Here is a 25,336-nt window from a genome sequence, read left to right on the forward strand (position 1 = left end):
ACCGGGTGGCGCCGCTCAGCCGATGCCGAAGGCCCCGGCGGGCGGCTCGGGCGACGGGACGGCGTCCTCGTCCCGCACCGGCCGCGCGTCCCCGGTGAAGTCCCGCAGCCCAGGGCCGTGTTCGACCCGGGCCGGGAAGACGTCACCGGCCGTCAGCCGGGTCAACGCGGCGGTGTCCAGGGGCCGGTGGGCCGCGACGAGCACCGCGTTGCCGAACCGGCGCCCGCGCAGCACCGCCGGTTCCACGATCACCGCCAGCTCCTCGAACACCGTGGCGAAGGTGGCGAGTTGGCCGCGGAGGAAGGCGAAGGGCGCGGCGTCGGCGAGGTTGGCGAGGTAGACGCCGTCCGGGCGCAGGACGCGTTCGGCCTCGGCCGCGTAGGTGACGGAGGTGAGGTGGGCGGGCACCCGTGAGCCGCCGAAGACGTCGGCCACGATCACGTCGGCCGAACGGTCGGGAGCCGTCTCGAGCCAGCCGCGGGCGTCGGCGGTGTGCAGCGCGACCGAGGCGTCGGCGGGCAGCGGCAGGTGCTCGACGACGAGGTCGAGCAGCCCCCGGTCCGCCTCGACGACGTCCTGCCGGGAGCCGGGCCTGGTGACGGCGAGGTAGCGGGGCAGGGTGAGCGCGCCACCGCCGAGGTGCAGCGCGTCGAGGGGGCGTCCGGGGCGCGCGAGGGTGTCGAGGACATGGCCGAGGCGCCGGGTGTACTCGAACTCCAGGTGAGCGGGTTCGTCCAGATCGACGTAGCTCTGCGGCGCCCCGTCGACGGTCAGCAGCCAGGCCCGTTCCCGGTCGACGTCCGGCATCAGCTTGGCGGTGCCGTGATCCACGTCGCGCGTCACGGGTATGGGGTCGTTCACACCGTCCATTGTGCCGGGCGGCGGGCGCTGCCCGTGCCGGTGCCCGCCCCCGTGGTGAGGGGGCGGGCACCGGTCTCCCGGCCGTGCGGGTCAGTCGACGGAGGTCACCGTGCCCGCGCCGACCGTGCGGCCGCCCTCCCGGATGGCGAAGCCGAGGCCGGGCTCCAACGGGACGTCGCGGCCCAGCTCGACCGCCATGGTGACCGTGTCGCCCGGCCGGGCCACCGCCGTCTCACCGAGGTCGACGTCGCCGACGACGTCCGCGGTGCGGATGTAGAACTGCGGCCGGTAGCCGGTGGAGACCGGGGTGGTCCTGCCGCCCTCGCGGGTCGACAGGACGTACACCCGCGCGTGGAACCGCCGTCGCGGGGTGACGCTGCCCGGCGCCGCCACCACATGGCCGCGCCGTACGGTGTCGCGGGCGACGCCGCGCAGCAGCAACGCCACGTTGTCGCCCGCCTGCGCCTCCGTCATCGGCTTGCCGAAGGTCTCCAGGCCGGTGACGACGGTCTCCACGTCGGCGCCGAGCACCTCGACCCGGTCCCCGACCCGCACCACGCCCCGCTCGACCGCGCCGGTCACGACCGTGCCGCGGCCGGTGATGGTGAGCACGTTCTCCACGGAGAGCAGGAACGGCGCGTCCACGTACCGCTCGGGCATGGGCACGTAGGTGTCCACGGCGTCGAGCAGCGCCTCGATCGACGCCGTCCACTGCGGGTCGCCCTCGAGCGCCCGCAGCCCCGACACCCTGACGACGGGCACCGAGTCCCCGCCGTAGCCCTGCGCGGTGAGCAGTTCGCGGACCTCCAGTTCGACCAGGTCGGTCAGCTCCTCGTCGCCCGCGTCCGCCTTGTTGAGGGCGACGACGATGTGGTCCACGCCCACCTGCCGCGCGAGCAGGACGTGTTCGGCGGTCTGCGGCATGATCCCGTCGAGCGCGGAGACGACGAGGATCGCCCCGTCGAGCTGCGCGGCGCCGGTGACCATGTTCTTGACGTAGTCGGCGTGACCCGGCATGTCGACGTGCGCGTAGTGGCGGGTGTCGGTCTCGTACTCGACGTGCGCGATGTTGATGGTGATGCCGCGGGCGGCCTCCTCGGGGGCGCGGTCGATCCGGTCGAACGGCACGAAGGTGCCGGTGCCGCGCTCGGCGAGGACCTTGGTGATGGCGGCAGTCAGAGTGGTCTTGCCGTGGTCGACGTGACCCATGGTGCCGATGTTCAGGTGCGGCTTGGTGCGCACGTAAGCGGTCTTGGACATGGCATACCTCGAAGCCTGGTGGTGACGTGCTGGGACCCCGGGTCTTCGCCGACCCTCCCCCTGCGGGGTCCGCCGGACGTTCCGGGGAGGGTCAGCTTCGGGCGCCGTCGACAGCGGTCAGCAGGATCCGGGCGGCAGCCTTCGGGGCATCCGCGACCGCGGATGCTGCGAGGAGGAAGGCGTACCGGAACATGAGGAGATTTTCGCGGACCCGCCCGTCCGCGTCGAATGGTTTTCCGCCGCGGGACGCGCCGCGCGGCGGACGCCGACGCCGGTCAGGCCCCGAGGTCCCTCGGGGCCTCGCACCGGCAGCGGGGCGAACCGGCCGCGTTCCCGGGCCGGGAAGGGGCGACGTCCTTCCGGCGGGCGCGCGTCGACGCGGCGCGCCCGGGGTCGGCTCCGGAGCGTGCGCGGCCGTCGGCCGCGCGATCACGGTGCCGGCGAGGGCGCCGCCGCGCGGGATGTCCGGGACGTCCGCACCTGTGACGGTCCTGGGACGCACCATACGACGATCCGACACCCGTGTCGGTTAGTGTCGCGGGATGCTCGATGCCCCACTCCGCTCGGAGGGCACCGCACCGGCCGTTCCCCGGGCCGCCGCCACGGAGCTCGCCGTAGTCGTCCCCGTTCCGCGCGGGCTCGGCGCACGCTGCACCGGCGTGCTGCTGTCGCCCTGGACGCGGTTGTCCCTGCTCGTCGCGCTGCTCGCGGCGGCCGCCGGCTGTGTCCTGCTGTTCGAGCCGCAGCGGCTGCTGGCCGGCGGCTGGCCGCCCCAGCTCGGCGGTGTCACCGCGGCCGTGGTCTTCGCGGTCGCGTACGGGCTGTGCACGGTGGCGTTCGTGCCGAGACCGCTGCTGAACCTCGCGGCGGGCGCCCTCTTCGGGTCGCAGCTGGGGCTGGGCGCGGCGCTCGCGGGCACCGTGATCGGGGCGGGCGTCGCGTTCGGACTCGGCCGGCTGCTCGGCCAGGACGCGCTGCGTCCGCTGCTGCGCGGCCGGCTGCTCACGGCGGCCGACGGCCAGTTGAGCCGGCACGGGTTCCGTTCGATGATGGCGGCCCGGCTCTTTCCCGGGGTGCCGTTCTGGGCGGCGAACTACTGTGCCGCCGTCTCCCGCATGGGCTGGACGCCGTTCCTGGTCGCCACCGCGCTCGGCTCGATCCCCAACACCGCCGCGTACGTCGTCGCGGGCGCCCGCGCCTCGGCGCCGACGTCCCCCGCCTTCCTCATCGCCATGGCCGCCATCGCCGTCCCGGCCCTGGTGGGCACGGTGGTGGCCTGGCGCAAACGGCACCAACTGCGCGGCCGTTGACCTTCCCGGTCGCCGTCCGACCCCAACGGCGGACCCGGGCACCCGACCCGCGCCCGCAGGTCGGGGTTGCGGGCCCGCGCCCGCAGGTCCGGACGATGGGCCGGCGCCCGCCCGTCTAGGCGCCCGGTCCGCTTCCGGCCGGGTACACGTCGAGGCGCCCGCACATGCCGAACCGGCCGCGCTCCGAAGGCTGTTCGGCGTGGACGGCGGCGGTCGCGAGGTGGCCGACGTCACCCGTGGCGAGCCGGTCGAGTTGCTCGCCGGTCGCCGCGGCGGCCGCCCGCGCGCCCCGGCGCCAGCGCTCCCGCCACTCCGCGAGCCGGGGCCCGACGAGCGCGGCGGCGGCCCGGTGGAACTCCGCGAGCGCCTCGGGTCCTTCGGCGGCGCGCAGCGCCAGGAAGCCCTCGACGGCCAGGTCGCGGCGGGCCCGCGCGATCCGTTCCCGCTCGGCCTCAGGAGCGTCGGCGGGGACGACGGTGGCCGCCGCGTACGTCTCCGGGTCGGTGAGGTGGCGCGGCGGCAGAGTGAGCACCGCGTCGCCGGCCTCGGGCAGGCCGCTGTTCTGCATGAGGACGGTGATGCGCAACGCGTCCTCGTTGACCAGCCGATGGATGGTACCGGGCGTGAACCACGCGACCGTGCCCGGCTCAAGAGGGGTGACCTGGTACCCGGACGCCGTCAGGGTCTGCACCGCGCCCCGGCCGCCGGTGACGACGTACGCCTCCGAACAGGTCAGGTGCATATGGGGAGTTCCGCCGCTGACCCCGTCGGCTGCGGGCCAGTCGTAGACCGAGAGCCGGGACACCGCGACCCCGCCGGGCAGCCCCGCGTACTCCTCCCCCGCGCTCACCACGGGTGCGCCGCGAGGTAGCCGGCGATCTCCGCGCGCCGCCAGGCGCCGTCGGCGACGACGACCCGGTAGCGGCGGGTGAGCGTGTCACCGGGGGCGAGTTCGAGTTCGTCGTAGAACGCCCAGGAGGGGGCGACGGCGGCGAACGGCTCGTTGCGCACGAACCAGTGCGCGGGGTGGGCGCCTCCGGCGCCGAGGTGGTCGTTCTCCGGGGCGTGCGCGAAGACGAGGGTGGCGTGGCCGTCGGCGCCGTCGTGCTCGCCCGAGTACGCCAGCCACGGTGCCTGACGGCCCATCAGTCCCGGCCCCTCGGCTTCGGGGGCGACGATCACGCCGTCCCGGAAGGCGCGCGGGCCGCGCCAGAACAGGCCGGTGTATCCCGCGAGTTCGCGCCCGGCGGTGGTAGGACTGCCGAACCTCAGCGGCTCCTCGCACCGGTTGGTGATGGCGCTGGTCCAGGTCAGCGCCCAGGAGCCGGACTCCGGGTCGACGTCGTGGACCTCGACGCGGCGCTCCTCGTCGGCCCACAGGTCGCCGTTGTGCGGGTGCCAGGTGAGCCGTTCGGCGATCACCGCGCGGTCGTCGCGGACGGCGACCTCGTCGAAGGCCACGTGCGCCATCGAGCCGACCCGCTCCGGGAGTTCGAGGTAACCCCGGCCGTGGACATAGGAGTTGCCGCCCCAGAGATTGGCGCCCGACAGGTGCGAGGCGGTCAGGGAGAGGCCCTTGTGCCAACGGTGGTCGTTGGGGCGGTAGTCGGTGACGACCTCGCCCGCCAGCGTCCTGAGCGGGTGGATGTAGGGCCGCGACGCCTCCCAGGCGGCCTCCGGGCGGTAGACGTAGGAGAGCAGCTCCACGCCGGTCACCGGATCGGTGACGGTGACGCGGTCGCCGTGCGCGTGGACGATGCGCGGACCGCTCACGCGGTCACCTCCCGGGCGACGGCGGGGGCCCAGCCGGGCGCGTCGCCGTGCATCGACGTGAAGAACGGGTCGCCCGGACCGATCTCGCCCGCCAGGACCGTGGCGCCGGTGAACGCCGACTTGTAGAGCGCGGCGATCAGTTCGAGGCTGGTACGGCCGTCGGCGCCGCTGCCGCGCGGACGCTCCCCCGCGCGCATGCTCGCGATCAGCTCACGCAGCTGCTCGACGTGGCTGCTGGGCACGTCGGGTCCGAAGTCCCGCCAGCGGGCCGCCTCCTCGCCCGGCACGTCGGGGGCCGGGGTGATCCGCCAGTCGGCGTTGCGGTGCCCGTACAGATGGGTCAGCTCGACGGTCGCCCGCTCGCAGTCGACGCGGATGCGGCTGACCTCGTCGGGGCTCAGGACGCTGTTGACGACGGTGGCGAGCGCGCCGTTGGCGAACCGCACCAGGGCGGTGGAGACGTCCTCGGTCTCCACGTCGTGCACCAGCCGCCCGGCCATGGCGCGCACCTCGCTCCACGGGCCGAGCAGATCGAGCATCAGGTCCATCTGGTGGATGCCGTGGCCCATGGCGGGTCCGCCGCCCTCGGTGGCCCAACGGCCTCGCCACGGCACCGCGTAGTAGGCGGTGTCCCGGTGCCAGGTGGTCTGGCAGTGCACGACGAGCGGCCGCCCGAGCGCGCCCTCGGCCAGCAGCCGGCGCACCTGCCGCGATCCGGAGCCGAAGCGGTGCTGGAAGACGATCGACGCGTACGGTCCCGCCCCGGCGCCCTCCTCGGCCTCCACCGCCGCGTAGTCGGCGAGCGTCGGCACCGGCGGCTTCTCGCACCAGACCCAGGCACCGGCGCGCAGCGCGGCCACGGTCTGCTCGCGGTGCAGGGTCGGCGGGGTGCAGATGGTGACCAGGTCGGGCCGCTGCTCCGCGAGCATCCGGTCCAGGTCGGTGTAGGCGTGCGGCACTCCGCCCGCCCGGCAGAACTCCTCGGCCGCGGCGGCGTCGACGTCGACCGCCGCGACGACCTCGACCTCGTCCGCGAGCGCGGCCAGGGCGGGCAGGTGCGAGCCGCGGCCGATGGCTCCGGTGCCGACGACGGCGGCCCGGATCCGGCGGCCGGTGAACCCTGGTGCGGACTGAGGTGTGGGCATGGGCGGGATCAGCACTCCTCCGAGGAACGACGGCCGAGAGGCGGAACAGCGGACCCCGCACGCAGCAAGCGCTTTCCCCTCCGCTGCAACGTAAGCTCAGGCCGCACCGCAGGTCAACACCGTGACGCGGAGCGGACCGGGCCCGGCCCTCGGCCCCAGCCCTCAGCCCCGGCCCCGGCCCCCGACCTTCAGCCCTCGACCTTCAGCCCTCGACCTTCAGCCTTCTGCCCTCTGCTCTCAGCCGGGCCCTCGGCCTTCACACCTCAGCCCTCAGCCCGGCCGTCGACCTTCACCCCTCGCCCCTCGCCCCTCAGCCCTCACCCCTTGCCGAAGTGCACCGCGGGGAAGGCGCCCGCCGCCTTGAGGGTTGCGGAGAAGCCGCCGGCCAGTTCGGTGAGGCGTGCGGTGGCGGCCGGGCCGAGGTGGTCGTAGGGGGCGGCGTCGAGGCGGTCGGTGAGCGCCTCGGTCTCGCCGCGCAGGGCCGTGCCCGCCGAGGTGAGGTCGCCGGCCCCGTCCAGCAGGCCGCGCTCGCGCAACCGGTCCCGGGCGGCGCCCCACTGCGCCGCGGACCACCCGCGGGTCCGCATGAACAGCGCCGCCGTCGGTGCCGTGCCGACGGCGTTGTGCAGGACCAGCGCCTCGATGCCGGACAGACCGGCGACCGCCAGGGCGGCGAGATGGCCGTCACCCCGGTGTTCGCGCAGCAGGGTCGCGGCGTGCCAGAGCGCCAGGTGCGGTTCCTGGGGGACGGGGAGGTCGGCGTTGGCGGCGTACAGCGGCCGGGCCTCCCGTCGGCAGGCTTCGGTGGCGCGCAGCGCCAGTTCGGCCGCCTCGGCCATCTCCGCGGACGCGAGGGCCTCCTTGCCGAGCAGGCGCCGCAGCGTCCGGTCCGCGCCGCGCAGCCGGGCCGCGATCACCCGCTCCGGCGTGGTGAGGGTCCAGGCGGCCGGGATGTACCGCCGCACATGCTCGTGGTCGAAGTTGTAGAAGGTCGCCGTGACGGTGCCCGCGCCGACGGCCCCGAGCGGTGCCGCGCGGCCCGCGAGGTAGACCATGGGCCCGCGCTCAAGGCCGAGCGCCGCGACTTCGTCCTGCGGCTCGGGCGCGAAGTACCCGCAGGAGTGCAGGGGGCTGACGGCGTTGTGGCAGTGGCGGCCCGTGCTCGCCTCGAAGGTGGTCACGCTGTGGCTCCGGTCTCGTGAGCAGGTGCGGTGGTGCGGCTCGGGCGGGCGGGGCGCGTCACGCGTCGTCCGCGGGTCCGTGCTGGGGGCTGTCGGTCAGTCCGGCCGCGGTCCGGGTGAGGTGCCGGGTCAGGATCTCGGCCGCGGTGTCGGCGTCGCGGGCGAGCGCCGCCTCCTCCAGCAGGCGGTGCTCCAGGGCGCCGTCCCGGTGCGGGTTGCGCTGCGCCGACCAGCGGCGGGTCAGTTCGCTGGCGGTCCACATCCGGTCGAAGGTGTCCAGCAGGACGAGGTTGCCGCTCCCCTCCAGCAGGGTGCGGTGGAAGATCCGGTGGGCCTCGGCCCACGCGCCGCTGTAGTGCTCGCCCTCCTCCGGCAGGTACGCCGGGGTGCGGACCAGCCGGTGGTGGGAGGCCCGCACGCGGGCTTCCCAGTCCAGGTCGCCGCGTTCGATGGACATGCGGAGCATGACCGGTTCGATCGCTTGCCGGGCCTCCGCGATCTCCTGCCAGCGGTGGTCGGAGTAGGCGGGGACGGCGAAGCCGCGGTTGGGCAGCCGGTCGGCGAGGCCCTCGCCGACCGCCCGCACGAGGGCCTCCCGCACGACGGCCAGGCTCACGCCCTGCTCTTCGGCGAGGTCCTGGGGTTTGAGCGGATCACCGGGGGCGTGGTCCCCGCGCATGATCGCGTCCCGCAGGTGGGTGTAGACCCGCTCGGAGAGCATCTGCTTGCCCGCCGGGGGTGGGGTGTGGGTGGTCTGGGTCATGCCTACACAATAGACGATCCTGAAGATAATCGATTATCCGTGTTATCGTCGATCTCGTTGGTGAGGAGAGGCGCACATCCGGCCCCCCTCCCGGCGCCGCCGCGGCGGGATCTTCCGTCTGCGGCGCCACCACCGCCCCACAGCACATCCGAGAGGCACGACACCATGCGTTCCAACGACCCCTTCGCCCGTCTCCCCGAGGCGGCCTCCTTCACCGTCGTCAGCTCCACCGTCGCCGACGGCGCCGCCTGGTCGATCGAGCAGTACTCCGGCCTGTCCGGCGTGCCCGGCGGCAAGGACCTGTCCCCGCAGCTCTCCTGGAGCGGCGCCCCGGCAGGCACCAGGAGCTACGCCGTCACGGTCTACGACCCCGACGCCCCCACCGGGTCCGGGTTCTGGCACTGGGCGGTCGCCGACATCCCCGCCACCGTCACCGAGTTGCCCGAAGGCGCCGGGGACGACACCGGCTCGGGCCTGCCCGAGGGCGCGTTCCAACTGCCCAACGACGCCCGCGCGGCCCGCTTCATCGGCGCCGCCCCGCCGGCCGGACACGGCCCGCACCGCTACTTCGTCGTGGTGCACGCCCTCGACGTCGACACCATCGGCGTCCCCGCCGAGGCCACCCCGGCCGCCCTCGGCTTCACCATGGCCGGCCACATCCTGGGCCGCGCGGTCCTCACGGCCACCGCCGAGACTCCCGCCTGAACGACCCATGAGGCCCGCGCCGAGCGGAACCGCGCCCTCCCCCGATCGACGCCTCGGGGGAGGCGGGCCGCCGGTCGTCGACCGGCGGCCCGGCGGGGCCCCGGCCGCTTCCGATCTACGCTGGGCTCGCAACGCGGCCCTCTGGAACCGGGAGTCCTCATGCGTGTCTTCGTGGCCGGCGCCACCGGCGCCGTCGGCAGTCTGCTCGTCCCGATGCTGATCGCGGCCGGGCACGAGGTCACCGGCACCTCACGGACCCCGGCCGGGGCCGAGCGGATCAGAAGCCTCGGCGCGACGGCGGTCACGGCGGACGCGCTCGACGCGGAGGGGCTGCGGCAGGCGGTCGGCGCGGCGGCACCGGAGGCGGTGATCCACCAGCTCACCGACCTCTCCGACGCGGACGGAGCCGCCAACGGGCGACTGCGCCGTGAGGGCACCCGGAACCTGGTGGAGGCCGCGCGAGCGGCCGGGGTCGGCCGGATCGTCGCACAGTCGATCTCCTGGGCGTACGCGCCGGGCGAAGGCCCCGCCGACGAGGCGGTGCCGCTCGACAGCGCGGCCGCCGAGCCCCGAGCCGGAACGGTCGCCGCTGTCAGGGCCCTGGAGGAGACGGCGGCCGAGTTGGAGACGGCGGTCGTACTGCGCTACGGCCTGCTGTACGGGCCCGGAACCTGGTACGCGCCGGGCGGCGCCTTCGCGGCGGCCCTGGCGGGCGACCGGTCGGCGCGCTTCCTGGGCAGCACGGTGGCCAACGACGCGGTCAGCTCCTTCGTCCACGTCGCCGACGCGGCGGGCGCCGCGCTGGCCGCGCTCGACTGGCCGGGCGGACCGGTCAACATCGTCGACGACGAGCCCGCCCCCGCCCGCGAGTGGCTTCCTGCCCTGGCCGACGCCCTCGGCGCGCCCGCGCCCGACGCGGTGGCCGGCCGCCTGGGATGGGAGCGCGGCGCTCTCAACACGCTTGCCCACAGCCGGGGTTGGCGGCCCGAGCGGCCGACCTGGCGGACCGGCTTCGCCGCCCAGGGCGACGCCCGGTGAGTCCGCGGGACCCTCGCCGAGATCCCTCGCCTCGTTCCCCAGCAGCTCAGCAACGCCGTCGAGCCACCCGGCCGGCGGCTCCCGGCGCGGCTCCGTCCCCGTCAGCCGCCACCGCCGCCCCGCGCGCCCGGCCGCCCGCCAAACCCCTGTGCCTGAGCCGCTCCACGGGGGCGCTAGGCTTCCCCGGACACCCGTGATCACCGCGCCGGTCGGCGTGGTGCTTTCGTCGGCCCTCCTCGATCAGCGCTTGGACACCGTTACCCCATGTCTTGGTTTGAATCCCTCATCCTCGGACTCGTCCAGGGGCTGACCGAATTCCTCCCCGTCTCCTCCAGCGCGCATCTGCGGCTGACGGCGGCGTTCTCCGGCTGGGAGGACCCCGGCGCGGCCTTCACCGCGATCACCCAGATCGGCACCGAGGCCGCCGTCCTGATCTACTTCCGCAAGGACATCGGGCGGATCATCTCCGTCTGGACCCGCTCGCTCTTCAACAAGGAGCTGCGTGGCGACCACGACGCCCAGATGGGCTGGCTGGTGATCGTCGGCTCGATCCCGATCGGTGTCCTCGGGCTGCTGTTCAAGGACTCGATCGAGGGCCCGTTCCGTGATCTGCGGATCACCGCGACGATGCTGATCGTGGTCGGCGTGATCATAGGCATCGCGGACCGGCTCGCCGCCCGCGACGAGGACGGCGGCCGGCACCGCGCCCCCAAGCAGCGCAAGGACCTCAAGGACCTCGGCGTCAAGGACGGCCTGATCTTCGGCTTCTGCCAGGCGATGGCCCTCATCCCGGGCGTCTCCCGCTCCGGCGCCACCATCAGCGGCGGCCTCTTCATGGGCTACCGCCGTGAGGCCGCGGCCCGTTACTCCTTCCTCCTCGCCATCCCCGCCGTGCTGGCCTCCGGCGTGTTCGAGACGAAGGACGCCCTGGAGGGCGGCCATGTCGCCTGGGGCCCGACGCTCTTCGCGACGGTGATCGCCTTCGCCTCCGGGTACGCGGTCATCTCGTGGTTCATGAAGTGGATCTCCAGCAAGAGCTTCATGCCGTTCGTCTGGTACCGCATCGCGCTCGGCATCGTCATCATCGCGCTGGTCGCGGCGGGCGTGCTCAGCCCGCACGCGGCCGAGTCGGCGGGCTGACCGCCGACCGGAACTCCCCCGCCCCACCTGGTACTTGACCGGGCCGCAGCCCCCGCCCCGCTGGTGACCAACGACATAGGGGCCGGGTAGCGGGCCGGTAGCGCAGTGTCAGTGCTTACCCCTAGGCTGTGCGCATGTCCCCCGATTCCGAGGTCCCTGGTTCCGTGCGCTCAGCCGCCGAGGTGAACGAGCAGATCCGGTCGCTGTGGCTGCGCGCGAGAGGCACCCTCTCGACCCAGGAGCGCGAGGAGTACGAGCTGTTGGTGGTCGAATGGGCGGCGGCGATCCGCGAGGCCGTGGTCGAGGCGGCCTGACCGGCCGTGACTCCCCGCACCGCGAGCGACCCCAGCGTGCCCGGCACCTCCCGCGCTTCCCGCGCATGATCCATCTCACCGACGTTCCCCCGCGCCAGGGTCTGGTCGTCTTCCTCAACGGCACGTCCAGTTCCGGCAAGTCGAGCATCGCGGCCGAGCTGCTGCCGATGCTCGACGAGCCGTACTTCCATCTGCCGGTCGACGCGTTCCACGCGATGCGCTCCCGCGTGCCGGTCCCGCCCGACGCCCTCGGCACCGTCCTGCACCGCACCTGGCAGGGCTTCCACCGCGCCGTCGCGGGCATGGCCGCCGCCGGCAACAACGTCGTCGTCGACCATGTGCTGAGCGCCGAGTGGCGGTTGCGGGACTGTCTCGCGGTGCTGTCCGCGCCGGACGTCGTCTTCGTCGGCGTGCACTGCGACCCGGCCGAGCTGGAACGGCGGGAGCGCGAGCGCGGCGACCGCCCCGCGGGCCTCGCCGCGGCCCAAACGGCCCAGGTGCACGCGCACGGCGTCTACGACCTGGAGTGCGACACCGGCCGCTCGACGGCACGCGCGTGCGCGCTCCGCATCAAGGAGTTCCTGCCGCACCGCCCCCGCCCGACGGCGTTCGAACGGCTACGGGAGCGACTGCCGTACCGCCTGCCGGAACATCTGCCGGAACAGGGCTGAGCCCCCGCGTCGTCGCACTCGCACCCGTACTCGCACGCGCGCCTCCGCCCGACCGCCCGCCCGCGCCCAGCGCCGCGGCACCCGGCACCCAGCACCCGGCACCCGGCACCCGGCACCCAGACGACAGCCCGTCCCGGCTCAGCGTCCGCCCGCGACCCGCAGCACCGCGCCGGTCGTGTACGACGCGTCAGGGGACATCAGCCACGCCACCGCCGCCGCGATCTCCTCGGGCTGCCCCGGCCTGCGCAGCGGGATCGCCGGCGCCATCCGGTACGCCCGCTCCGGGTCGCCCATCTCCGCGTGCATGTCCGTGACGACGGCCCCGGGTGCGACCGCGTTGACCCGGACGCCGTCAGGCCCCAACTCCTTGGACAGGCCCACGGTGAGGGCGTCCACGGCCGCCTTGGTCGCCGCGTAGTGGACGTACTCCCCGGGGCTGCCGAGAGTGGCGGCACCCGACGAGATGTTGACGATGACGCCGCTCCCCCGGGCCGTCATCAGCCGTGCCGCACGGCGCGCGCACAGCAGCGTGCCCAGGAGGTTGACGTCGACGACGCGTCGCAGCACCTCGGTGTCGGTGTCGGCGAGGCGCCCCAGCGGCCCGCTCACCCCGGCGTTGTTCACGAGCCCGGTGACCGGACCGAGTTCCGCCTCGGCAACGTCGAACAGCCGCTCCACGTCGGCCTCGACGGCGGTGTCGACCCGGACGGTGACCGCCCGCCCGCCGGCCGCCCGCACCTCCCGCGCGACGTCCTCGGCGGCCTCGCCGTCCCGGAGGTAGCCGACCGCGACGTCGTGTCCGTCGGCGGCGAGCCTCCGGCAGACGGCGGCACCGATGCCTCTGCTGCCGCCGGTGACGACCGTGACGGGTCGGGTCATGGGGGTCTCCTCATCGCGTGCGGACGATCGAGACCTCACTCTAATGATCGATCATCGATCAAACCAGCGGAAACGGCCGGGCCTCCTGGTCGGCGGTCCGGCCGGTCAGCGGTCCGGCCGATCGGCCGTCCCGCCGGTCGGCCGTCCCGCCGTTCAGCCGGTCAGCAGGCCCTCGTCCGCGAGGACTCCGGCTGCGGACTCGCCGCCGGTCCACACATGGGCCCGCCAGCCGTGCGCGCGGGCCGCCTCGACGTTCTCCGGCCGGTCGTCGAAGAAGACGATGTCGGCGGGACGGCGGCCGAAGCGGTCGTCGGCCGCGCGGTAGACCCGCGGGTCGGGCTTCATCACGCCGAGGTCAGCCGAGAAGACCAGCGTCTCGAACACCCCGCTCCAGGAGGCGCCGCGGACCGCCGTGGCCAGCGAGGCGGGGGCGTTGGAGAGCACGCCCTGCGGTGTCCCGCGCCCGGCCAGCCGTCCGAGGAGTTCCCCGGCGTCGTCGGCGAGGACGGTCCACGCCCCGGTGTCGACGCGGTCGAGGCGCTCGGCCCAGCCGCGGTCGAGCGGGCGGCCGAGGTCCCGTCCCACCCGGGCCCAGTACGCCTCGGACGGTTCGCCCAGGTCGTAGGGGTCGCGGTGGTTCCAGTAGGGGCCCGCGAGGTCGTCCTCGGGCAGGTCGAGGGCGGCGGCCAGCGCCGGCAGCGCGCGTCCCGACGGGGCCAGGACCCCGCCGAGATCCCAGACGACCATGCTCGTTGCCGCGCTTCGGGAAGGTTCCACGCCGCGGATCCTACGCGTCCCGGGCGACGCCACGGGAAGGTTCTGGGGGCGTCCCCCTTGGCCTGGCACCTTCCGTGCCCAACAATGATCCAATGACGCAGCGCGTGGAACTCGCTACCGTGATCGACCGGTTGGCTGTCGACGAGTGGGTGACCGAGTACGCGGCGGCGGTGGACGACGGCGACTGGACGGCCTACCGGGAGCTGTTCGCGCCCGGCGGCCGGGCGGACTACCGGTCGGCGGGCGGTGTCGAGGGGGACGCCGGGACCGTCGCGGACTGGCTCGCGGAGAACCTGCGGCTCTTCTCGATGCGGCAGCATCTGATCGTCAACCGCCGGGTGCGGTTCGCGACCCTGGACCAGGACCTCGGCGACACCGCGCGCGTGCGGGCCGACTACCTCAACCCGATGCGGTTCGCGACGGACGGGGACACCGCCCCGCCCGACCCGTCGGAGCACGGCCCGGCCGGCGCCCCCGACTTCGTGTCCGGCGGGCGGTACGACTTCGGGCTGGTGCGCACCGCCGACGGCTGGCGGTTCCTCGAGGTCGTGGTGGCGGAGAAGTGGCGCGGGCTGTCGCCGCCCGAACGCCCATGACCTCCCCCGCGGTGCCCCTCCGACGGCGGCGCCCCCTGTTCCGGATCTTCCCGAGGCCGCACACTGGAGCCACCTGACCGGCAGGGAGGCGCCGTCGTATGAAGGACCTCGGGCAGTGGCTCGGCTCTCCGTGGCGGCGCTCGGTCGTCGCCGCGCTGGCGGGCGCGCTGCCCGTCTTCGCGTTCCCCGCGCCGTCCTGGTGGTGGTTCGCGTACGTGGCGCTGGTCCCGTGGATGCTGCTGGTCCGCTCCGCGCCGACCGGCAAGCGGGCGGCCCTCGACGGCTGGTCTGGCGGGTTCGGGTTCCTGGTGGCCGTGCACCACTGGCTGCTGCCGAGCCTGACCGTCTTCCTCTTCCTGATCGCCGCGCTGCTGGGCGCCCTCTGGGCCCCGTGGGGCTGGCTGGTGCGCCGGTTCCTCGGCGGGACGCCCGGCGCCGGACGGGTGGCGGGCGCGCTGTGCGTGCTGCCGTCCGGGTGGCTGATGGTGGAGCTGGTCAGGTCGTGGCAGGGGCTCGGCGGCCCGTGGGGGCTGCTCGGTTCGAGCCAGTGGCAGGTACCCGCCGCGCTGCGGCTGGCGTCGGTCGGCGGGGTGTGGCTGCTGAGCTTCCTGGTGGTGACCGTCAACGTGGCGGTGACGGTCCTGGTCGCGGTCCGTGCCGCCCGGCTGCCCGCGCTGGCCGGGCTGGTCGCGACGGCGGCGGTGGGCTCGGCGGCCTGGGTCTGGGCACCGCGTCCCGAGGTGGCGGGGCGGGCGCGGATCGCCGTCGTGCAGCCCGGTGTCGTCACCGGAGCCGACCGGCGCTTCGCCCGTGAGGAGCAGCTGACCCGGGCTCTCGCTCCACGCCGTCTCGATCTGATCGTCTGGGGCGAGAGCAGCGTCGGGTACGACCTCGCCGCCCGGCCCGACCTGACCCGCCGGCTGGCGGCGCTGTCCCGGGAGACCGGCGCCGACCTCCTCGTCAACGTGGACGCCCCGCGCTCCGACCGGCCCGGCGTCTACAAGAGTTCGGTGCTCGTCGGGCCCGAGGGGCTGACCGGCGACCGGTACGACAAGATGCGGCTGGTGCCGTTCGGGGAGTACATACCGGCCCGCTCCCTGCTGGGCTGGGCGACCTCGGTCGGCAAGGCGGCGGGCGAGGACCGCAGGCGCGGCACCGAGCAGGTCCTGATGAACGCGGGGCACGGGCTGCGGATCGGCCCGATGATCTGCTTCGAGACGGCGTTCCCCGACATGAGCCGGAAACTCGCAGGGGACGGCGCCGAGGTGCTGGTCGCCCAGTCGTCGACGTCGTCGTTCCAGCGGAGTTGGGCGCCCGAGCAGCACGCCTCGCTGGCCGCGCTGCGGGCCGCGGAGACCGGCCGGGCGGTCGTGCACGCGACGCTCACCGGCGACTCCGCCGTCTACGGCGCGAGCGGTCGGCTGATCGGGTCGTGGCTGGGCACCGACGCCGAACAGGCCCGGGTCTTCGAGGTGCCGGTGGCGACCGGCACCACCCCGTACGTCCGGTTCGGCGACTGGCCGGTGCGGGGCGCGCTGCTGGTGCTCGCCGGGTGGGCGACGGCGGAGGGCGCGCGGGCGCTGCGGCTCAGGCGGCGTGTTCCCGCACCGCCCGCACCACCCGCTCGCACAGTTCGTGAGTCTCCAGTGCGTCACGGGCGCTGACCACCGTGCCCGCGCGTACGGCGTCGAGGAAGACGAGGACGGCCTGCTCGATGCCGCGCTGACGGGCCACCGGCACCCAGTCTCCGCGCCGGCGCACCGTCGGCTGGCCCTTGTGGTCGATCGTCTCGGCGAGGTTGACGACCTGGCGCTTGCTGTCCTGCCCGGACACCTCGAGGATCTCCTCGGCCGAACCGCTGAGCCGGTTCATCACCCCGAGCGCGGTGAAGCCGTCCCCGGACAGCTGGAGCACGACGTGGTGCAGCAGCCCGGCGTCGGTGCGGGCCCGCACGGTCACGTCGTCGATGGGGCCGGGGGCCAGGAAGCGCAGGGTGTCGACGACGTGGATGAAGTCGTCGAGGATCATCGCGCGCGGTTCCTCCGGCAGCCCGACCCGGTTCTTCTGGAGGAGGATCAGGTCGCGCGGGTGTTCGAGGCACTGCGCGTACCCGGGCGCGAAGCGCCGGTTGAAGCCGACGGCCAGGGAGACACCGCGCTCCTCGGCGAGCGCCACCAGCCGCTCGGAGTCGGCGAGTTCGTAGGCGAGCGGCTTGTCGACGTAGGTGGGGACGCCCGCTTCGAGCAGCCGGGCCACGATCTCCGGGTGGACCGGGGTGGGCGCGTGCACGAACGCCGCGTCGAGGCCCTGGTCGAGCAGCGCGTCGAGGGTGGTGTGCCGCTGCCCCGCGGGGAGGTGGAGACCGTCGGCGACCCGGTCGAGGGTGGCGGGCGTCCTGGTCTGGAGGTGCAGTTCGACCTCGCCGAGACCGGCGAGGACCGGCAGGTACGCCTTCCGCGCGATGTCGCCGAGTCCGATGCAGCCGACCTTCACGGAGTCTCCTGTCGCTCGCCTGTCCCTGGCTCCCGCCTCCGGGCGCCGCCTGGTCCGGAAGCATACGGGGCGGCTCGGACACCCTGGGCGGGCCCGCCCGGGACCCGGCCCGCGCCCCGTTGTCAGACCCGGCTGGCAGGATGCGGGGCATGAGCAACGACCGCCGTGAACCCGCGACCGACGCCGACGAACGCACCATGCTGGAGGGCTGGCTCGACTACCACCGGCAGACGCTGGCCCACAAGTGCGCGGGTCTGACGGACGCCCAGTTGCGGACGGCGTCGGTGGCGCCCTCCACGCTCTCCCTGATGGGTCTCGTGCGGCACATGGCGGAGGTCGAGCGGTCCTGGTTCCGGCGGGTCCTGGTCGGCGAGGACGCCCCGCCGATCTACTACAGCGACGCCGATCCCGACGGCGAGTTCCGGCTCACCGAGGCGGACACCTGGGCGGAGGCGTACGCCACCTGGCAGGCCGAGATCGACACCGCCAGGCGGCACGCGGCGGACCTCGCGCTCGACGACCCGTCCACCGGCCGACACCGGCGCACCGGGGAGGTCTTCAGCCTGCGCTGGATCCTCACGCACATGATCGAGGAGTACGCCCGCCACAACGGCCACGCCGACCTGCTGCGCGAGTGTCTCGACGGCGCCACCGGGGAGTGACGCCGCGCGGGGGCGGGCTCGATCCGTCAACGCGGGGGATGGTGTCACCCGTGCGGGGCAACCTCCGCCTGTCCGCTGTCCCCTGGCCCGGACAACCGCCATTGTTGCGCGGGTGCATCGAACGACGACCACCGCGACGCTCCTGGTCACCGTCGCCGTCTCGGCCCTCACCGGCTGTGTGACGGTGCAGCGCCCGCCCGTGTCAGGACCGGCCGCCGCGCCCGTCCAGCCGTCGTCCGCGCCGCGTCCCGAGGGGCGGGGCGGGGAGCAGGTGGTGCAGGCACCGGCCCGTGAGGCGCTGGAGATGATCGGCCCGTCGCCCCGGGACGACCGCCCGTCGAAGCCACACTCCGTACCGTCCGCGGCAGGCTCGGGTACGGACTCGGTGCCGTCCTCCGACGGACGGCCGCAGGCCCCCAGGGTCCCGCACGCCCCGCCGCGTCCGCACCCCCGCGCCGCGCACCCGGAGCAGCGTCCCCGGCACCCTGGGCACGCGCCGCGCGCCCAGTTCCCTGACCCGGCGAAGGGGGTTCCCCGCAGTCAGGCGGACGTCTGCGCGCTGGGCCGGAAGTACGGCGGCTGGCCCGCGGACAGCCCGCAGTCGATGGTGTGCGGGCAGACGTACGGGCGGTGAGACCGGCCCGCGCGTAGGGGCCGCGTAGGGGCAGAGGACCGCGACCTGCCCTCAGAGCCGCGACCCGTTCTCGGAGCCGCGACCCGCTCTGAGGGCCGCGACCCGTTCACCTAGCCGCGCCTCGTTTTCAGCGCCGCGCCTCGTTCTCAGCGCCGCGATCCGTTCTCAGGGCCGCTGTCGAGGTGGGCCCCAGCGGCCCTCCCCCGGGGTGCCGCCCTCTCCCAGGCTCAGTTCGAGCCGGCTGATGGCGGCGCGTACCCCGTCCCCGTAGCGGTCCTCGGCGAGGGTCTCGGCGGCTCCCCTGGCCCGGCGCAGATGGGAGCGGGCGGCGCCGCTGCGGCCGAGCTTCGCGTAGTCGGCGGCGAGGTTCAGGTGCAGGGAGGGGTAGAGGGCGCGGACGGCGACCGCACCGGCCCGACCGGTGGGCCGTCCGTCGTCCAGCCGTCCGTCATCCAGCCGGTCGTCGTCCACCCGGTCCTCGTCCAGCCGGTCCTCGTCGAGCCGGTCGTCGGAGAGTTCCTCGGCGGCCGTCAACGCCCGCAGATCCCAGGCGAGTTCGTCGGAGGGGTCGTCCTGGGTGTCGGCGAGGTAGTGAGCCAGGGTGCAGCGGTGCAGGGCCTCGCCGTGCTCGCCGATCTCGGCCCAGAGGGCGAGGAAGCGGTGCCTGGCCTCCTCGCGGTCACCGGCGTGGTGCAGGATGACGCTCTGCCCGATCCGCGTCATCACCTCGTCCAGCGCCGTCTGCTCCGGTCCCTCGGCCACCGCGTCCTCCGCCCGCTCACCCGCCGCACCGCTGTCGTGACCGACGCTAACCGCAGCCACCGGCAATCCCGGTCAGGCGGCACCGGGCCGGTCCCGCGCGGAACCGGCCCGGCGGCGGTCAGCCGAGGTCGGGCACGGTCCAGTCGATCGGCTCGTGGCCCTGGGCCGCGACCGCCTCGTCGATCTGCGTGAACGGGCGGGAGCCGAAGAACTTCTTCGCGGAGAGCGGGGACGGGTGCGCGCCCTTGACCACCACGTGCCGGGTCTCGTCGATCAGCGGCAGCTTCTTCTGCGCGTAGTTGCCCCAGAGCACGAAGACCGCCGGGTCGGGCCGCTCGGCGACCGCGCGGATCACCGCGTCGGTGAACTTCTCCCAGCCCTTGCCCTTGTGCGAGTTGGCCTCCCCGGAGCGGACGGTGAGCACCGCGTTGAGCAGCAGGACGCCCTGCTGGGCCCAGGGCATCAGATAGCCGTTGTCCGGGATCGGGGTGCCCAGCTCCTGCTGCATCTCCTTGTAGATGTTGCGCAGCGACGGCGGGGTCCGCACACCGGGGCGGACCGAGAAGCACAGGCCGTGGCCCTGGCCCTCGCCGTGGTAGGGGTCCTGACCGAGGATGAGCACCTTGACCTGGTCGTACGGCGTCGCGTCGAGGGCGGCGAAGACCTCCTCGCGGGGCGGGTAGACGGGACCCTTCGCCCGCTCCTCCTCGACGAACTCGGTCAGCTCCTTGAAGTAGGGCTGCTGGAGTTCGTCACCCAGGACGCCGCGCCAGGACTCGGGCAGCATGGCGATGTCGGTCACGTCAACTTCCTTACGATGTGCGGTGAACGATGAGCAATCAACGATGCGGACGAGGGAGGACCGTCCGGTCCCCTCCCGTCCACAGAACCTACCGCCGCCCACTGACAACGGCCCTCGGCTCCCGGGATCCGGCCCGCGGAACGCCTCGTCGACCGCCGTCCGCCCGCTTCCCCGGCGGCCACCGCGGCCCCGGCCATGACCCCTTCGCCCCTGTCCGTCCCTGTCCGCCCCCGTCTGCCCTCGGCCGCTCTCGTTCTGCCGCCGCACGCGCGGGAACGGGCGCCGTCCGTCCGGAGGCGCCCGTTCCGTGCGGTGGGTGGGTCGGCGTCAGCCCACGCCCGCGTTCAGGAAGATGCCGCCGTCGACCACCAGGGTCTGCCCGGTGACCCAGTCGGACTGCTCCGAGGTGAGGAACGCGGCGGCGCCGCCGATGTCGGAGGGCACCCCGAGCCGGCCGAGCGGGTAGGAGGCCGCGGCCTCCTCCTCGCGGCCCTCGTACAGGGCCTGCGCGAACCTGGTCTTCACCACGGCCGGGGCGATGGCGTTGACCCGCACCAGGGGCGCGAACTCGTGCGCGAGCTGCTGGGTGAGGTTGATCATCGCGGCCTTGCTCATGCCGTACGCGCCGATGAAGGGCGAGGGCGCGAGGCCGGCCACCGAGGCGATGTTGACGATCGCGCCGCCGTTCTCCTTCTGCCAGGCGTGCCAGGTCCGCTGGGCGAAGCCGAGCGCCGAGACGACGTTGGTCTCGTAGACCTTGCGGGCCACATTCAGGTCGAGGTCGGCCATCGGCCCGAAGACCGGGTTGGTCCCGGCGTTGTTGACCAGGAAGTCGACGCGTCCGAAGGCCGCCATGGTGCGCTCGACCGCCTCGGCCTGGTGGTCGAGGTCGTGCGCCTTGCCCGCTATGCCGATGACGCGGTCGGCGCCGAGCCGGTCGACGGCCTCCTTGAGGGCGTCCTCGTTGCGGCCGGTGATGGCGACCCGGTCGCCGCGGGCGACGAACGCCTCGGCGACGCCGTAGCCGATGCCGCGGCTGGCGCCCGTGACGAGCGCGACCCGGCCGGAGAGTTCCACCGAAGTCATGGTCCGTGCCCCCTAGTCGAGCGGTCCGCCGGCCACGTACAGCACCTGGCCCGAGACGAAACCGGCCGCCTCGCCGGTGAAGAAGGCGATGGCGTTGGCGATGTCCTCGGGCTCGCCGACCCGGGCGACCGGGATCTGGGTGGCGGCGGCGGCCTTGAAGTCGTCGAAGCCCATGCCGACGCGGTCGGCGGTGGCCTTGGTCATCTCGGTGGCGATGAAGCCGGGGGCGACGGCGTTGGCGGTGACGCCGAACTTGCCGAGTTCCTTGGCGAGGGTCTTGGTGAAGCCCTGGAGACCGGCCTTGGCCGCGGAGTAGTTGACCTGGCCGCGGTTGCCGAGGGCGGAGGACGAGGAGAGGTTCACGATGCGGCCGAACCCGGCGTCGACCATGTGCTTCTGGACGGCCTTCGCCATCAGGAAGGCGCCGCGCAGGTGGACGTTCATGACGGTGTCCCAGTCGGAGACGCTCATCTTGAACAGCAGGTTGTCGCGCAGCACGCCCGCGTTGTTGACCAGGATCGTGGGGGCGCCCAGCTCGGCGACGACGCGCGCGACGGCGGCCTCGACCTGCGCCTCGTCCGAGACGTCGGCGCCGACCGCGAGGGCCCGGCCGCCGGCCGCGGTGATCCGCTCGACGGTGTCCTTGCAGGCGGCCTCGTCGAGGTCGATGACGGCGACTGCGCGGCCTTCGGCGGCCAGCCGTACGGCGGTGGCGGCGCCGATGCCCCGGGCACCGCCGGTGACCACGGCGACCCGCTGCTCAGTGGTGGACATTGCCTGTTCTCCTCGCCCTAGAGAAAGTACGCCCGCTGTGGTGAGCGACCGCTTAGTACCTTCGGCACGTGACGCTAGAAGCCCTGACACCCGGTGTCAACGCCATACGAGGCGGGTGTGATCGATTACCTCACCAGCAGGTCGAGCAGCCGTTCGGTATCGGCCACCGGATCGACGGTGAGCCCGGTGTGCACGGGCCCCGGCTGGACGACGGTGGAGCGGGGCGCGATGAGCCAGCGGAAGCGCCGTCCGGCGTCGTCACCCGCGGCCTGGCCCGCCGCCGTCCCGCCGCCGCAGACGGCCTCGACGGCGCCGAGCGCGGCCCTGACCCCGGCGACGTCGGCGCGCGGGTCGAGGGCGAGCAGCCGGTTCTCGTCGAGGTGGGTGCGGGCGCCGAGGTAGCCGCGCGCCCGGCAGTAGACGAGCACCCCGGCGTTGACGCACTCGCCGCGTTCGACGCGCGGGACGACGCGCAGCAGGGCGTACTCGTAGACGTCCCGGCCGCCCCCCTGGCCCGCCCTGGTGATGTGCCGTTCCACGACCTGGCCTGCCATGTGGATGTGACGGTCGCTCACGGCCGCTCCTCGATTCCGGTGACGCGCTCGTGCACGGTGGCGGCGCGGGCGAGCAGCGGGCGCGCGTAGGCCCGCCGCAGGTCGTCGGGGTCGGTGAAGCCGGGTTCGTCGGCCAGCCAGGCGTCCGGGATCTCGGCGGTGACCTCGGCGAGCAGCTCCTCGGTGACGTGCGGGGCCAGCTCGGCGGCGGCGCCCGCGATATCAGGGGCAAAGCGGGCGAGGGCGTGCTCGGAGGCGTCGTAGGGGCGGGCGGCGGAGGTCTCGGCGGCCGGCCAGTTGTGGTGCCAGATCATGGTGGCGCCGTGGTCGATGAGCCACAGGTCGCCGCGGTGCACCAGCAGGTTGGGGTTGCGCCAGGAGCGGTCGACGTTGCCCACGAGCGCGTCGAACCAGACGATCCGCCCGGCCTCCTCGGGGCTCACCGCGAAGGCGAGCGGGTCGAAGCCGAGGGCGCCGGAGAGGAAGTCCATGCCGAGGTTGCCGCCGCCGCTGCCGCGCAGCAGGTCCTGCACCTGCTGTTCGGGCTCGCCGAGCCCGAGGACGGGGTCGAGGGCGAGGGTGACGAGCCGGGGCATCCGGAAGCCGAGTCTGCGGGCCAGTTCCCCGCAGACGACCTCGGCGACCAGCGTCTTGCGCCCCTGCCCCGCGGAGGCGAACTTGATGACGTACGCGCCGAGGTCGTCGCCCTCGACGAGCCCCGGCAGCGACCCGCCCTCACGCAGCGGCGTGACGTAGCGGGTCACGGTGACCTCGTTCAGCATTTCCTCAAGCCACCCGACTCTTCGGCCCTACAGTCCACGGCACGCTCCCGGCCTCCGGTGTGAAGCGAGCATAGTAACCGGGGGTGACGAGGCTTCGGCCGCGCGGCGGGCCCGGCGGTCCCGTCGGTGGGTCAACGTCCTTCGGAGAGCAGTCCGTTGAGTTCCGGGAAAGGGATGCCGTCGGCGAGGGAGGCGTAGGTGCCGGTGGTGTAGAGGTCGCGGGCGGCGGCGCGGGCGGTCGCGTAGGCCGTCTGCGCCACGCCCGAGCCGAGGCTGACGCGGGCCACGCCGAGGGCGCCGAGTTCGGCGACGGCCGGGGCGCCGGGGCCCGCCATGGCGTTCAGCGGGACGGGGATCTCCTCGGCCAGCGCGGCGAGGGTGGCGGGGTCGGTGACACCGGGCACGAAGACGCCGTCCGCGCCCGCCTCGACGCACCGGTGCGCCCGGTCCAGGGTCTCCCGCAGCCGGGTGTCCGGGTCGCCGAGCCCGGACAGGAAGGTGTCGACACGGGCGTTGAGGAACAGGTCGGCGCCCGCCCGCTCGGCGGTCCGCCGGGCCACGGCGAGCCGTGCGGCCAGCTCGGCCGGGGGCCGGGTGCCGTCCTCGATGTTGACGCCGACGGCACCGGCCGCGAGCACCCCCTCGACGGTCCTGGCGATGTCGGCTGCGTCCGTGCCGTATCCGCCCTCGATGTCGGCGGTGACCGGGACCGCGACGGCCGCGACGACCCGGGCGACCAGGTCGAGCGCCAGGTCGCGGGCGAGGGAGTCGCCGTCGGGCGAACCGAGCGACCAGGCGACGCCCGCGCTGGTGGTGGCGATCGCGGGGGCGCCCGCGGCCTCGATGACGCGGGCGCTGGCGACGTCCCAGGCGTTGGCGAGCGCGAGGGGCGCGGTCGGGGTGTGGAGGGAGCGGAAGAGGCGTGCCCGGTCCGGCTGTGCGTGGCTCATGCCGCGAGTCAACCACCGGACGCCGCCCGCGCTCTGGCGGAAATCCGACAGGTACGTCGGCGGACGGACGGCTCCCCTGACGCGGGCCGTGCGAGCCGCGCGGATCAGGTGCGGGCCCGCCCGTCGTACCCGCGGCCCGGCGGTACCGGCCGCACCGGCCGACAGCGAAACGACAGCTCTGGCTTACCCCGCCCCGACGCGGCACCCGGCAGGCTCTCGGCACCGTCCGAACAACCGAACCGGCTGAACAACCGACACGCGACGGCCGTACCCCTGTGGAGATCCACGCATTCGAAGGGAACGTCAGCATGACCAGCGAATCGCTTCACCCCCTTCCGGCACCCACCCGGCGCACCGTGGTCGCGGCCGTCGGCGCCGCGGGACTCGCCGTGGCGCTGACGGCCTGCGGATCGGGGGACGACTCCTCCGCCTCCGCCGGGGCGAGCCTCGGCAGGACGACCGACATCCCGGAGGGCGGCGGCAAGATCTTCAAGGACGAGGGGGTGGTGGTCACCCAGCCGACGGCGGGCACCTTCAAGGCGTTCTCGGCCAAGTGCACGCACCAGGGCTGCGCGGTGACCAGCGTCGCCGACGGCGTCATCGTCTGCCCCTGCCACAAGAGCCACTTCTCGGTCGAGGACGGCAGCGTGAAACAGGGTCCCGCGACCCAGGCGCTGCCCGCCGCCGAGATCAAGGTGAGCGGGGACTCGATCACCCTGGCGTGAGGCGGGTCCTGCGCGGGCCGCTCAGCGCGCCCAGCACCTCGTCCGTGGTCGCGACCGTGGCGACCAGCGCGAGGGTGTGACGGATCATCGCGGGGGTGTAGTCGGCGGGCACTCCCGCGATGGCGTCGGCGGGCACGACGACCGTGTAGCCCCGATTGACCGCGTCGAAGACGGCGTTGGGGATCGCCACGTTGGCCGACACCCCGGTCACCACCAGGGTGCGGCAGCCGAGATTGCGCAGCAGGGCGTCGACGTCGGTGCCCTGGATCGGGGACAGCCCGTGCAGCCGACGGACCACGAGGTCCTCCTCGGTCACCTCGATCGGGGCGGCGACGCGGACCGCGGAGGTGCCGGCGAGCTGCTGGACAGGGAGGCGTTCGGCGGCCCGGAAGAGGCGGGCGTTGCGGTTGGCGCCGCGGCCGTCGGGACGGCGCTCGGCGAGCGCGTGGACGACCTGGACGCCCCGCTCATGGGCGGCGGCGACCAGCCGGGCGACGTTGGCGAGAGCCCCCGACGCCCGTGCCGCGCGGGCGAGTTCGGGCAGCGCGCTGTCGGGTCCTACGACGCCCTGCTGGCACTCGACGGTGAGCACCACCGTCGTCGCCGGGTCGAGCGGCTCGCTGAGCCGAGCGTGGGACGGCACGGTTCTCCCCTCGTCACGGGCGGTACGGCGCGACGGCGGCGAGCGTAGCCACCATT

General features: G+C 74.1%; 29 protein-coding genes. 11 read left to right on the plus strand and 18 right to left on the minus strand.

Translation table 11 applies throughout. The annotated features are described in order from the left end of the window. Positions 1–15 precede the first annotated feature (15 nt). Together DDJ31_RS05930 and tuf are read right to left on the minus strand one after the other, a co-directional pair. Entirely contained in the window at positions 16–861 is an 846-nt protein-coding gene (locus tag DDJ31_RS05930) for a spermidine synthase (protein ID WP_127181345.1), read from the minus strand. A 90-nt stretch (positions 862–951) separates the two neighbouring features. Continuing rightward, positions 952–2,121: an elongation factor Tu gene (tuf, locus tag DDJ31_RS05935; protein ID WP_127181344.1), complete on the minus strand. Its 1,170-nt coding sequence runs from the start codon at positions 2,119–2,121 to the stop codon at positions 952–954. A gap of 542 nt (positions 2,122–2,663) precedes the next feature. Here tuf and DDJ31_RS05940 point away from each other — a divergent pair. Beyond that, entirely contained in the window at positions 2,664–3,431 is a 768-nt protein-coding gene (locus DDJ31_RS05940) for a TVP38/TMEM64 family protein (RefSeq protein WP_127181343.1), read from the plus strand. A 115-nt stretch (positions 3,432–3,546) separates the two neighbouring features. Here the strand turns inward: DDJ31_RS05940 and DDJ31_RS05945 are convergent, their stop codons facing one another. From DDJ31_RS05945 to DDJ31_RS05965, 5 genes are all read right to left on the minus strand, one after another. Beyond that, positions 3,547–4,284, minus strand: coding sequence for a cupin domain-containing protein (locus tag DDJ31_RS05945; protein ID WP_127181342.1), 738 nt, complete (start codon positions 4,282–4,284; stop codon positions 3,547–3,549). Beyond that, complete coding sequence (locus tag DDJ31_RS05950) at positions 4,278–5,204, minus strand: PmoA family protein (protein ID WP_127181341.1); 927 nt, start codon at positions 5,202–5,204, stop codon at positions 4,278–4,280. Before DDJ31_RS05950 ends, DDJ31_RS05945 begins: the two co-directional genes overlap by 7 nt. Next, positions 5,201–6,349, minus strand: a complete 1,149-nt coding sequence (locus tag DDJ31_RS05955; RefSeq protein ID WP_127181340.1) for a Gfo/Idh/MocA family protein — start codon at positions 6,347–6,349, stop codon at positions 5,201–5,203. Before DDJ31_RS05955 ends, DDJ31_RS05950 begins: the two co-directional genes overlap by 4 nt. A gap of 317 nt (positions 6,350–6,666) precedes the next feature. Then, positions 6,667–7,530: an SCO6745 family protein gene (locus DDJ31_RS05960; protein ID WP_127181339.1), complete on the minus strand. Its 864-nt coding sequence runs from the start codon at positions 7,528–7,530 to the stop codon at positions 6,667–6,669. Positions 7,531–7,588: 58 nt separating this feature from the next. Next, positions 7,589–8,293: a GntR family transcriptional regulator gene (locus tag DDJ31_RS05965; RefSeq protein WP_127181338.1), complete on the minus strand. Its 705-nt coding sequence runs from the start codon at positions 8,291–8,293 to the stop codon at positions 7,589–7,591. Between the two features lie 165 nt (positions 8,294–8,458). On the opposite strand from DDJ31_RS05965, the gene DDJ31_RS05970 reads away from it, so the two are divergent. The 5 genes from DDJ31_RS05970 (at position 8,459) to DDJ31_RS05990 (ending at position 12,161) form a co-directional block, all read left to right on the plus strand. Continuing rightward, positions 8,459–8,998: a YbhB/YbcL family Raf kinase inhibitor-like protein gene (locus tag DDJ31_RS05970; RefSeq protein WP_127181337.1), complete on the plus strand. Its 540-nt coding sequence runs from the start codon at positions 8,459–8,461 to the stop codon at positions 8,996–8,998. A gap of 159 nt (positions 8,999–9,157) precedes the next feature. Beyond that, entirely contained in the window at positions 9,158–10,036 is an 879-nt protein-coding gene (locus DDJ31_RS05975; protein ID WP_127181336.1) for an NAD-dependent epimerase/dehydratase family protein, read from the plus strand. A 264-nt stretch (positions 10,037–10,300) separates the two neighbouring features. Then, complete coding sequence (locus DDJ31_RS05980; RefSeq protein ID WP_127181335.1) at positions 10,301–11,176, plus strand: undecaprenyl-diphosphate phosphatase; 876 nt, start codon at positions 10,301–10,303, stop codon at positions 11,174–11,176. A 134-nt stretch (positions 11,177–11,310) separates the two neighbouring features. Beyond that, positions 11,311–11,490 carry a hypothetical protein gene (locus DDJ31_RS05985; protein WP_127181334.1) on the plus strand — a complete coding sequence of 60 codons (180 nt, stop codon included), beginning with the start codon at positions 11,311–11,313 and terminating at the stop codon, positions 11,488–11,490. A 65-nt stretch (positions 11,491–11,555) separates the two neighbouring features. Next, on the plus strand, positions 11,556–12,161 hold the full coding sequence (locus tag DDJ31_RS05990) for a chloramphenicol phosphotransferase CPT family protein (protein ID WP_164785031.1): 606 nt from the start codon (positions 11,556–11,558) through the stop codon (positions 12,159–12,161). A 138-nt stretch (positions 12,162–12,299) separates the two neighbouring features. Here DDJ31_RS05990 and DDJ31_RS05995 read toward each other — a convergent pair whose 3' ends face one another. Together DDJ31_RS05995 and DDJ31_RS06000 are read right to left on the minus strand one after the other, a co-directional pair. Then, positions 12,300–13,040, minus strand: coding sequence for an SDR family NAD(P)-dependent oxidoreductase (locus DDJ31_RS05995; protein ID WP_127181333.1), 741 nt, complete (start codon positions 13,038–13,040; stop codon positions 12,300–12,302). A gap of 153 nt (positions 13,041–13,193) precedes the next feature. Further along, complete coding sequence (locus DDJ31_RS06000) at positions 13,194–13,817, minus strand: HAD family hydrolase (RefSeq protein WP_127181332.1); 624 nt, start codon at positions 13,815–13,817, stop codon at positions 13,194–13,196. Positions 13,818–13,909: 92 nt separating this feature from the next. On the opposite strand from DDJ31_RS06000, the gene DDJ31_RS06005 reads away from it, so the two are divergent. Together DDJ31_RS06005 and lnt are read left to right on the plus strand one after the other, a co-directional pair. Next, positions 13,910–14,413 (plus strand): nuclear transport factor 2 family protein, encoded by a 504-nt coding sequence (locus DDJ31_RS06005; protein ID WP_127181331.1) that lies wholly within the window; start codon positions 13,910–13,912, stop codon positions 14,411–14,413. A gap of 98 nt (positions 14,414–14,511) precedes the next feature. Then, positions 14,512–16,077: an apolipoprotein N-acyltransferase gene (lnt, locus tag DDJ31_RS06010; protein ID WP_127181330.1), complete on the plus strand. Its 1,566-nt coding sequence runs from the start codon at positions 14,512–14,514 to the stop codon at positions 16,075–16,077. On the opposite strand, the gene DDJ31_RS06015 is transcribed toward lnt, so the two are convergent. Then, the gene (locus DDJ31_RS06015) at positions 16,001–16,906 is read right to left on the minus strand and encodes a Gfo/Idh/MocA family protein (protein WP_127181329.1); all 906 of its coding nucleotides are present in this window, start codon (positions 16,904–16,906) and stop codon (positions 16,001–16,003) included. The two genes, lnt and DDJ31_RS06015, sit on opposite strands and share 77 nt — an antisense overlap. A 149-nt stretch (positions 16,907–17,055) precedes the next feature. Between DDJ31_RS06015 and DDJ31_RS06020 the strand changes: the two genes are divergently transcribed. Both DDJ31_RS06020 and DDJ31_RS06025 read left to right on the plus strand, forming a co-directional pair. Further along, positions 17,056–17,568 carry a DinB family protein gene (locus tag DDJ31_RS06020; RefSeq protein WP_127181328.1) on the plus strand — a complete coding sequence of 171 codons (513 nt, stop codon included), beginning with the start codon at positions 17,056–17,058 and terminating at the stop codon, positions 17,566–17,568. A gap of 112 nt (positions 17,569–17,680) precedes the next feature. Further along, entirely contained in the window at positions 17,681–18,202 is a 522-nt protein-coding gene (locus tag DDJ31_RS06025) for a hypothetical protein (RefSeq protein WP_127181327.1), read from the plus strand. A gap of 165 nt (positions 18,203–18,367) precedes the next feature. Here DDJ31_RS06025 and DDJ31_RS06030 read toward each other — a convergent pair whose 3' ends face one another. The 7 genes from DDJ31_RS06030 to DDJ31_RS06060 form a co-directional block, all read right to left on the minus strand. Further along, positions 18,368–18,964, minus strand: coding sequence for a hypothetical protein (locus DDJ31_RS06030; protein ID WP_127182926.1), 597 nt, complete (start codon positions 18,962–18,964; stop codon positions 18,368–18,370). A 118-nt stretch (positions 18,965–19,082) separates the two neighbouring features. After that, on the minus strand, positions 19,083–19,766 hold the full coding sequence (ung, locus tag DDJ31_RS06035; RefSeq protein WP_127181326.1) for a uracil-DNA glycosylase: 684 nt from the start codon (positions 19,764–19,766) through the stop codon (positions 19,083–19,085). 327 nt (positions 19,767–20,093) lie between these two features. Next, positions 20,094–20,852 carry an SDR family oxidoreductase gene (locus tag DDJ31_RS06040; protein WP_127181325.1) on the minus strand — a complete coding sequence of 253 codons (759 nt, stop codon included), beginning with the start codon at positions 20,850–20,852 and terminating at the stop codon, positions 20,094–20,096. A 12-nt stretch (positions 20,853–20,864) separates the two neighbouring features. Then, the gene (fabG, locus tag DDJ31_RS06045; protein WP_127181324.1) at positions 20,865–21,626 is read right to left on the minus strand and encodes a 3-oxoacyl-ACP reductase FabG; all 762 of its coding nucleotides are present in this window, start codon (positions 21,624–21,626) and stop codon (positions 20,865–20,867) included. Between the two features lie 125 nt (positions 21,627–21,751). Then, positions 21,752–22,201, minus strand: a complete 450-nt coding sequence (locus DDJ31_RS06050) for a DUF3037 domain-containing protein (RefSeq protein ID WP_127181323.1) — start codon at positions 22,199–22,201, stop codon at positions 21,752–21,754. Beyond that, positions 22,198–22,962, minus strand: a complete 765-nt coding sequence (locus tag DDJ31_RS06055) for a HipA family kinase (RefSeq protein WP_127181322.1) — start codon at positions 22,960–22,962, stop codon at positions 22,198–22,200. Before DDJ31_RS06055 ends, DDJ31_RS06050 begins: the two co-directional genes overlap by 4 nt. 131 nt (positions 22,963–23,093) lie before the next feature. Next, positions 23,094–23,912 (minus strand): isocitrate lyase/PEP mutase family protein, encoded by an 819-nt coding sequence (locus DDJ31_RS06060; RefSeq protein ID WP_127181321.1) that lies wholly within the window; start codon positions 23,910–23,912, stop codon positions 23,094–23,096. Positions 23,913–24,220: 308 nt separating this feature from the next. On the opposite strand from DDJ31_RS06060, the gene DDJ31_RS06065 reads away from it, so the two are divergent. Continuing rightward, a complete protein-coding gene (locus DDJ31_RS06065; RefSeq protein WP_127181320.1) occupies positions 24,221–24,637 on the plus strand; it encodes a Rieske (2Fe-2S) protein in 417 nt (138 codons plus the stop codon). Here the strand turns inward: DDJ31_RS06065 and DDJ31_RS06070 are convergent. Continuing rightward, on the minus strand, positions 24,624–25,280 hold the full coding sequence (locus DDJ31_RS06070) for a cysteine hydrolase (RefSeq protein ID WP_127181319.1): 657 nt from the start codon (positions 25,278–25,280) through the stop codon (positions 24,624–24,626). The two genes, DDJ31_RS06065 and DDJ31_RS06070, sit on opposite strands and share 14 nt — an antisense overlap. Positions 25,281–25,336 lie beyond the last annotated feature (56 nt).

Origin of the sequence: Streptomyces griseoviridis (assembly GCF_005222485.1) — a bacterium.
Classification (GTDB): domain Bacteria; phylum Actinomycetota; class Actinomycetes; order Streptomycetales; family Streptomycetaceae; genus Streptomyces; species Streptomyces hintoniae.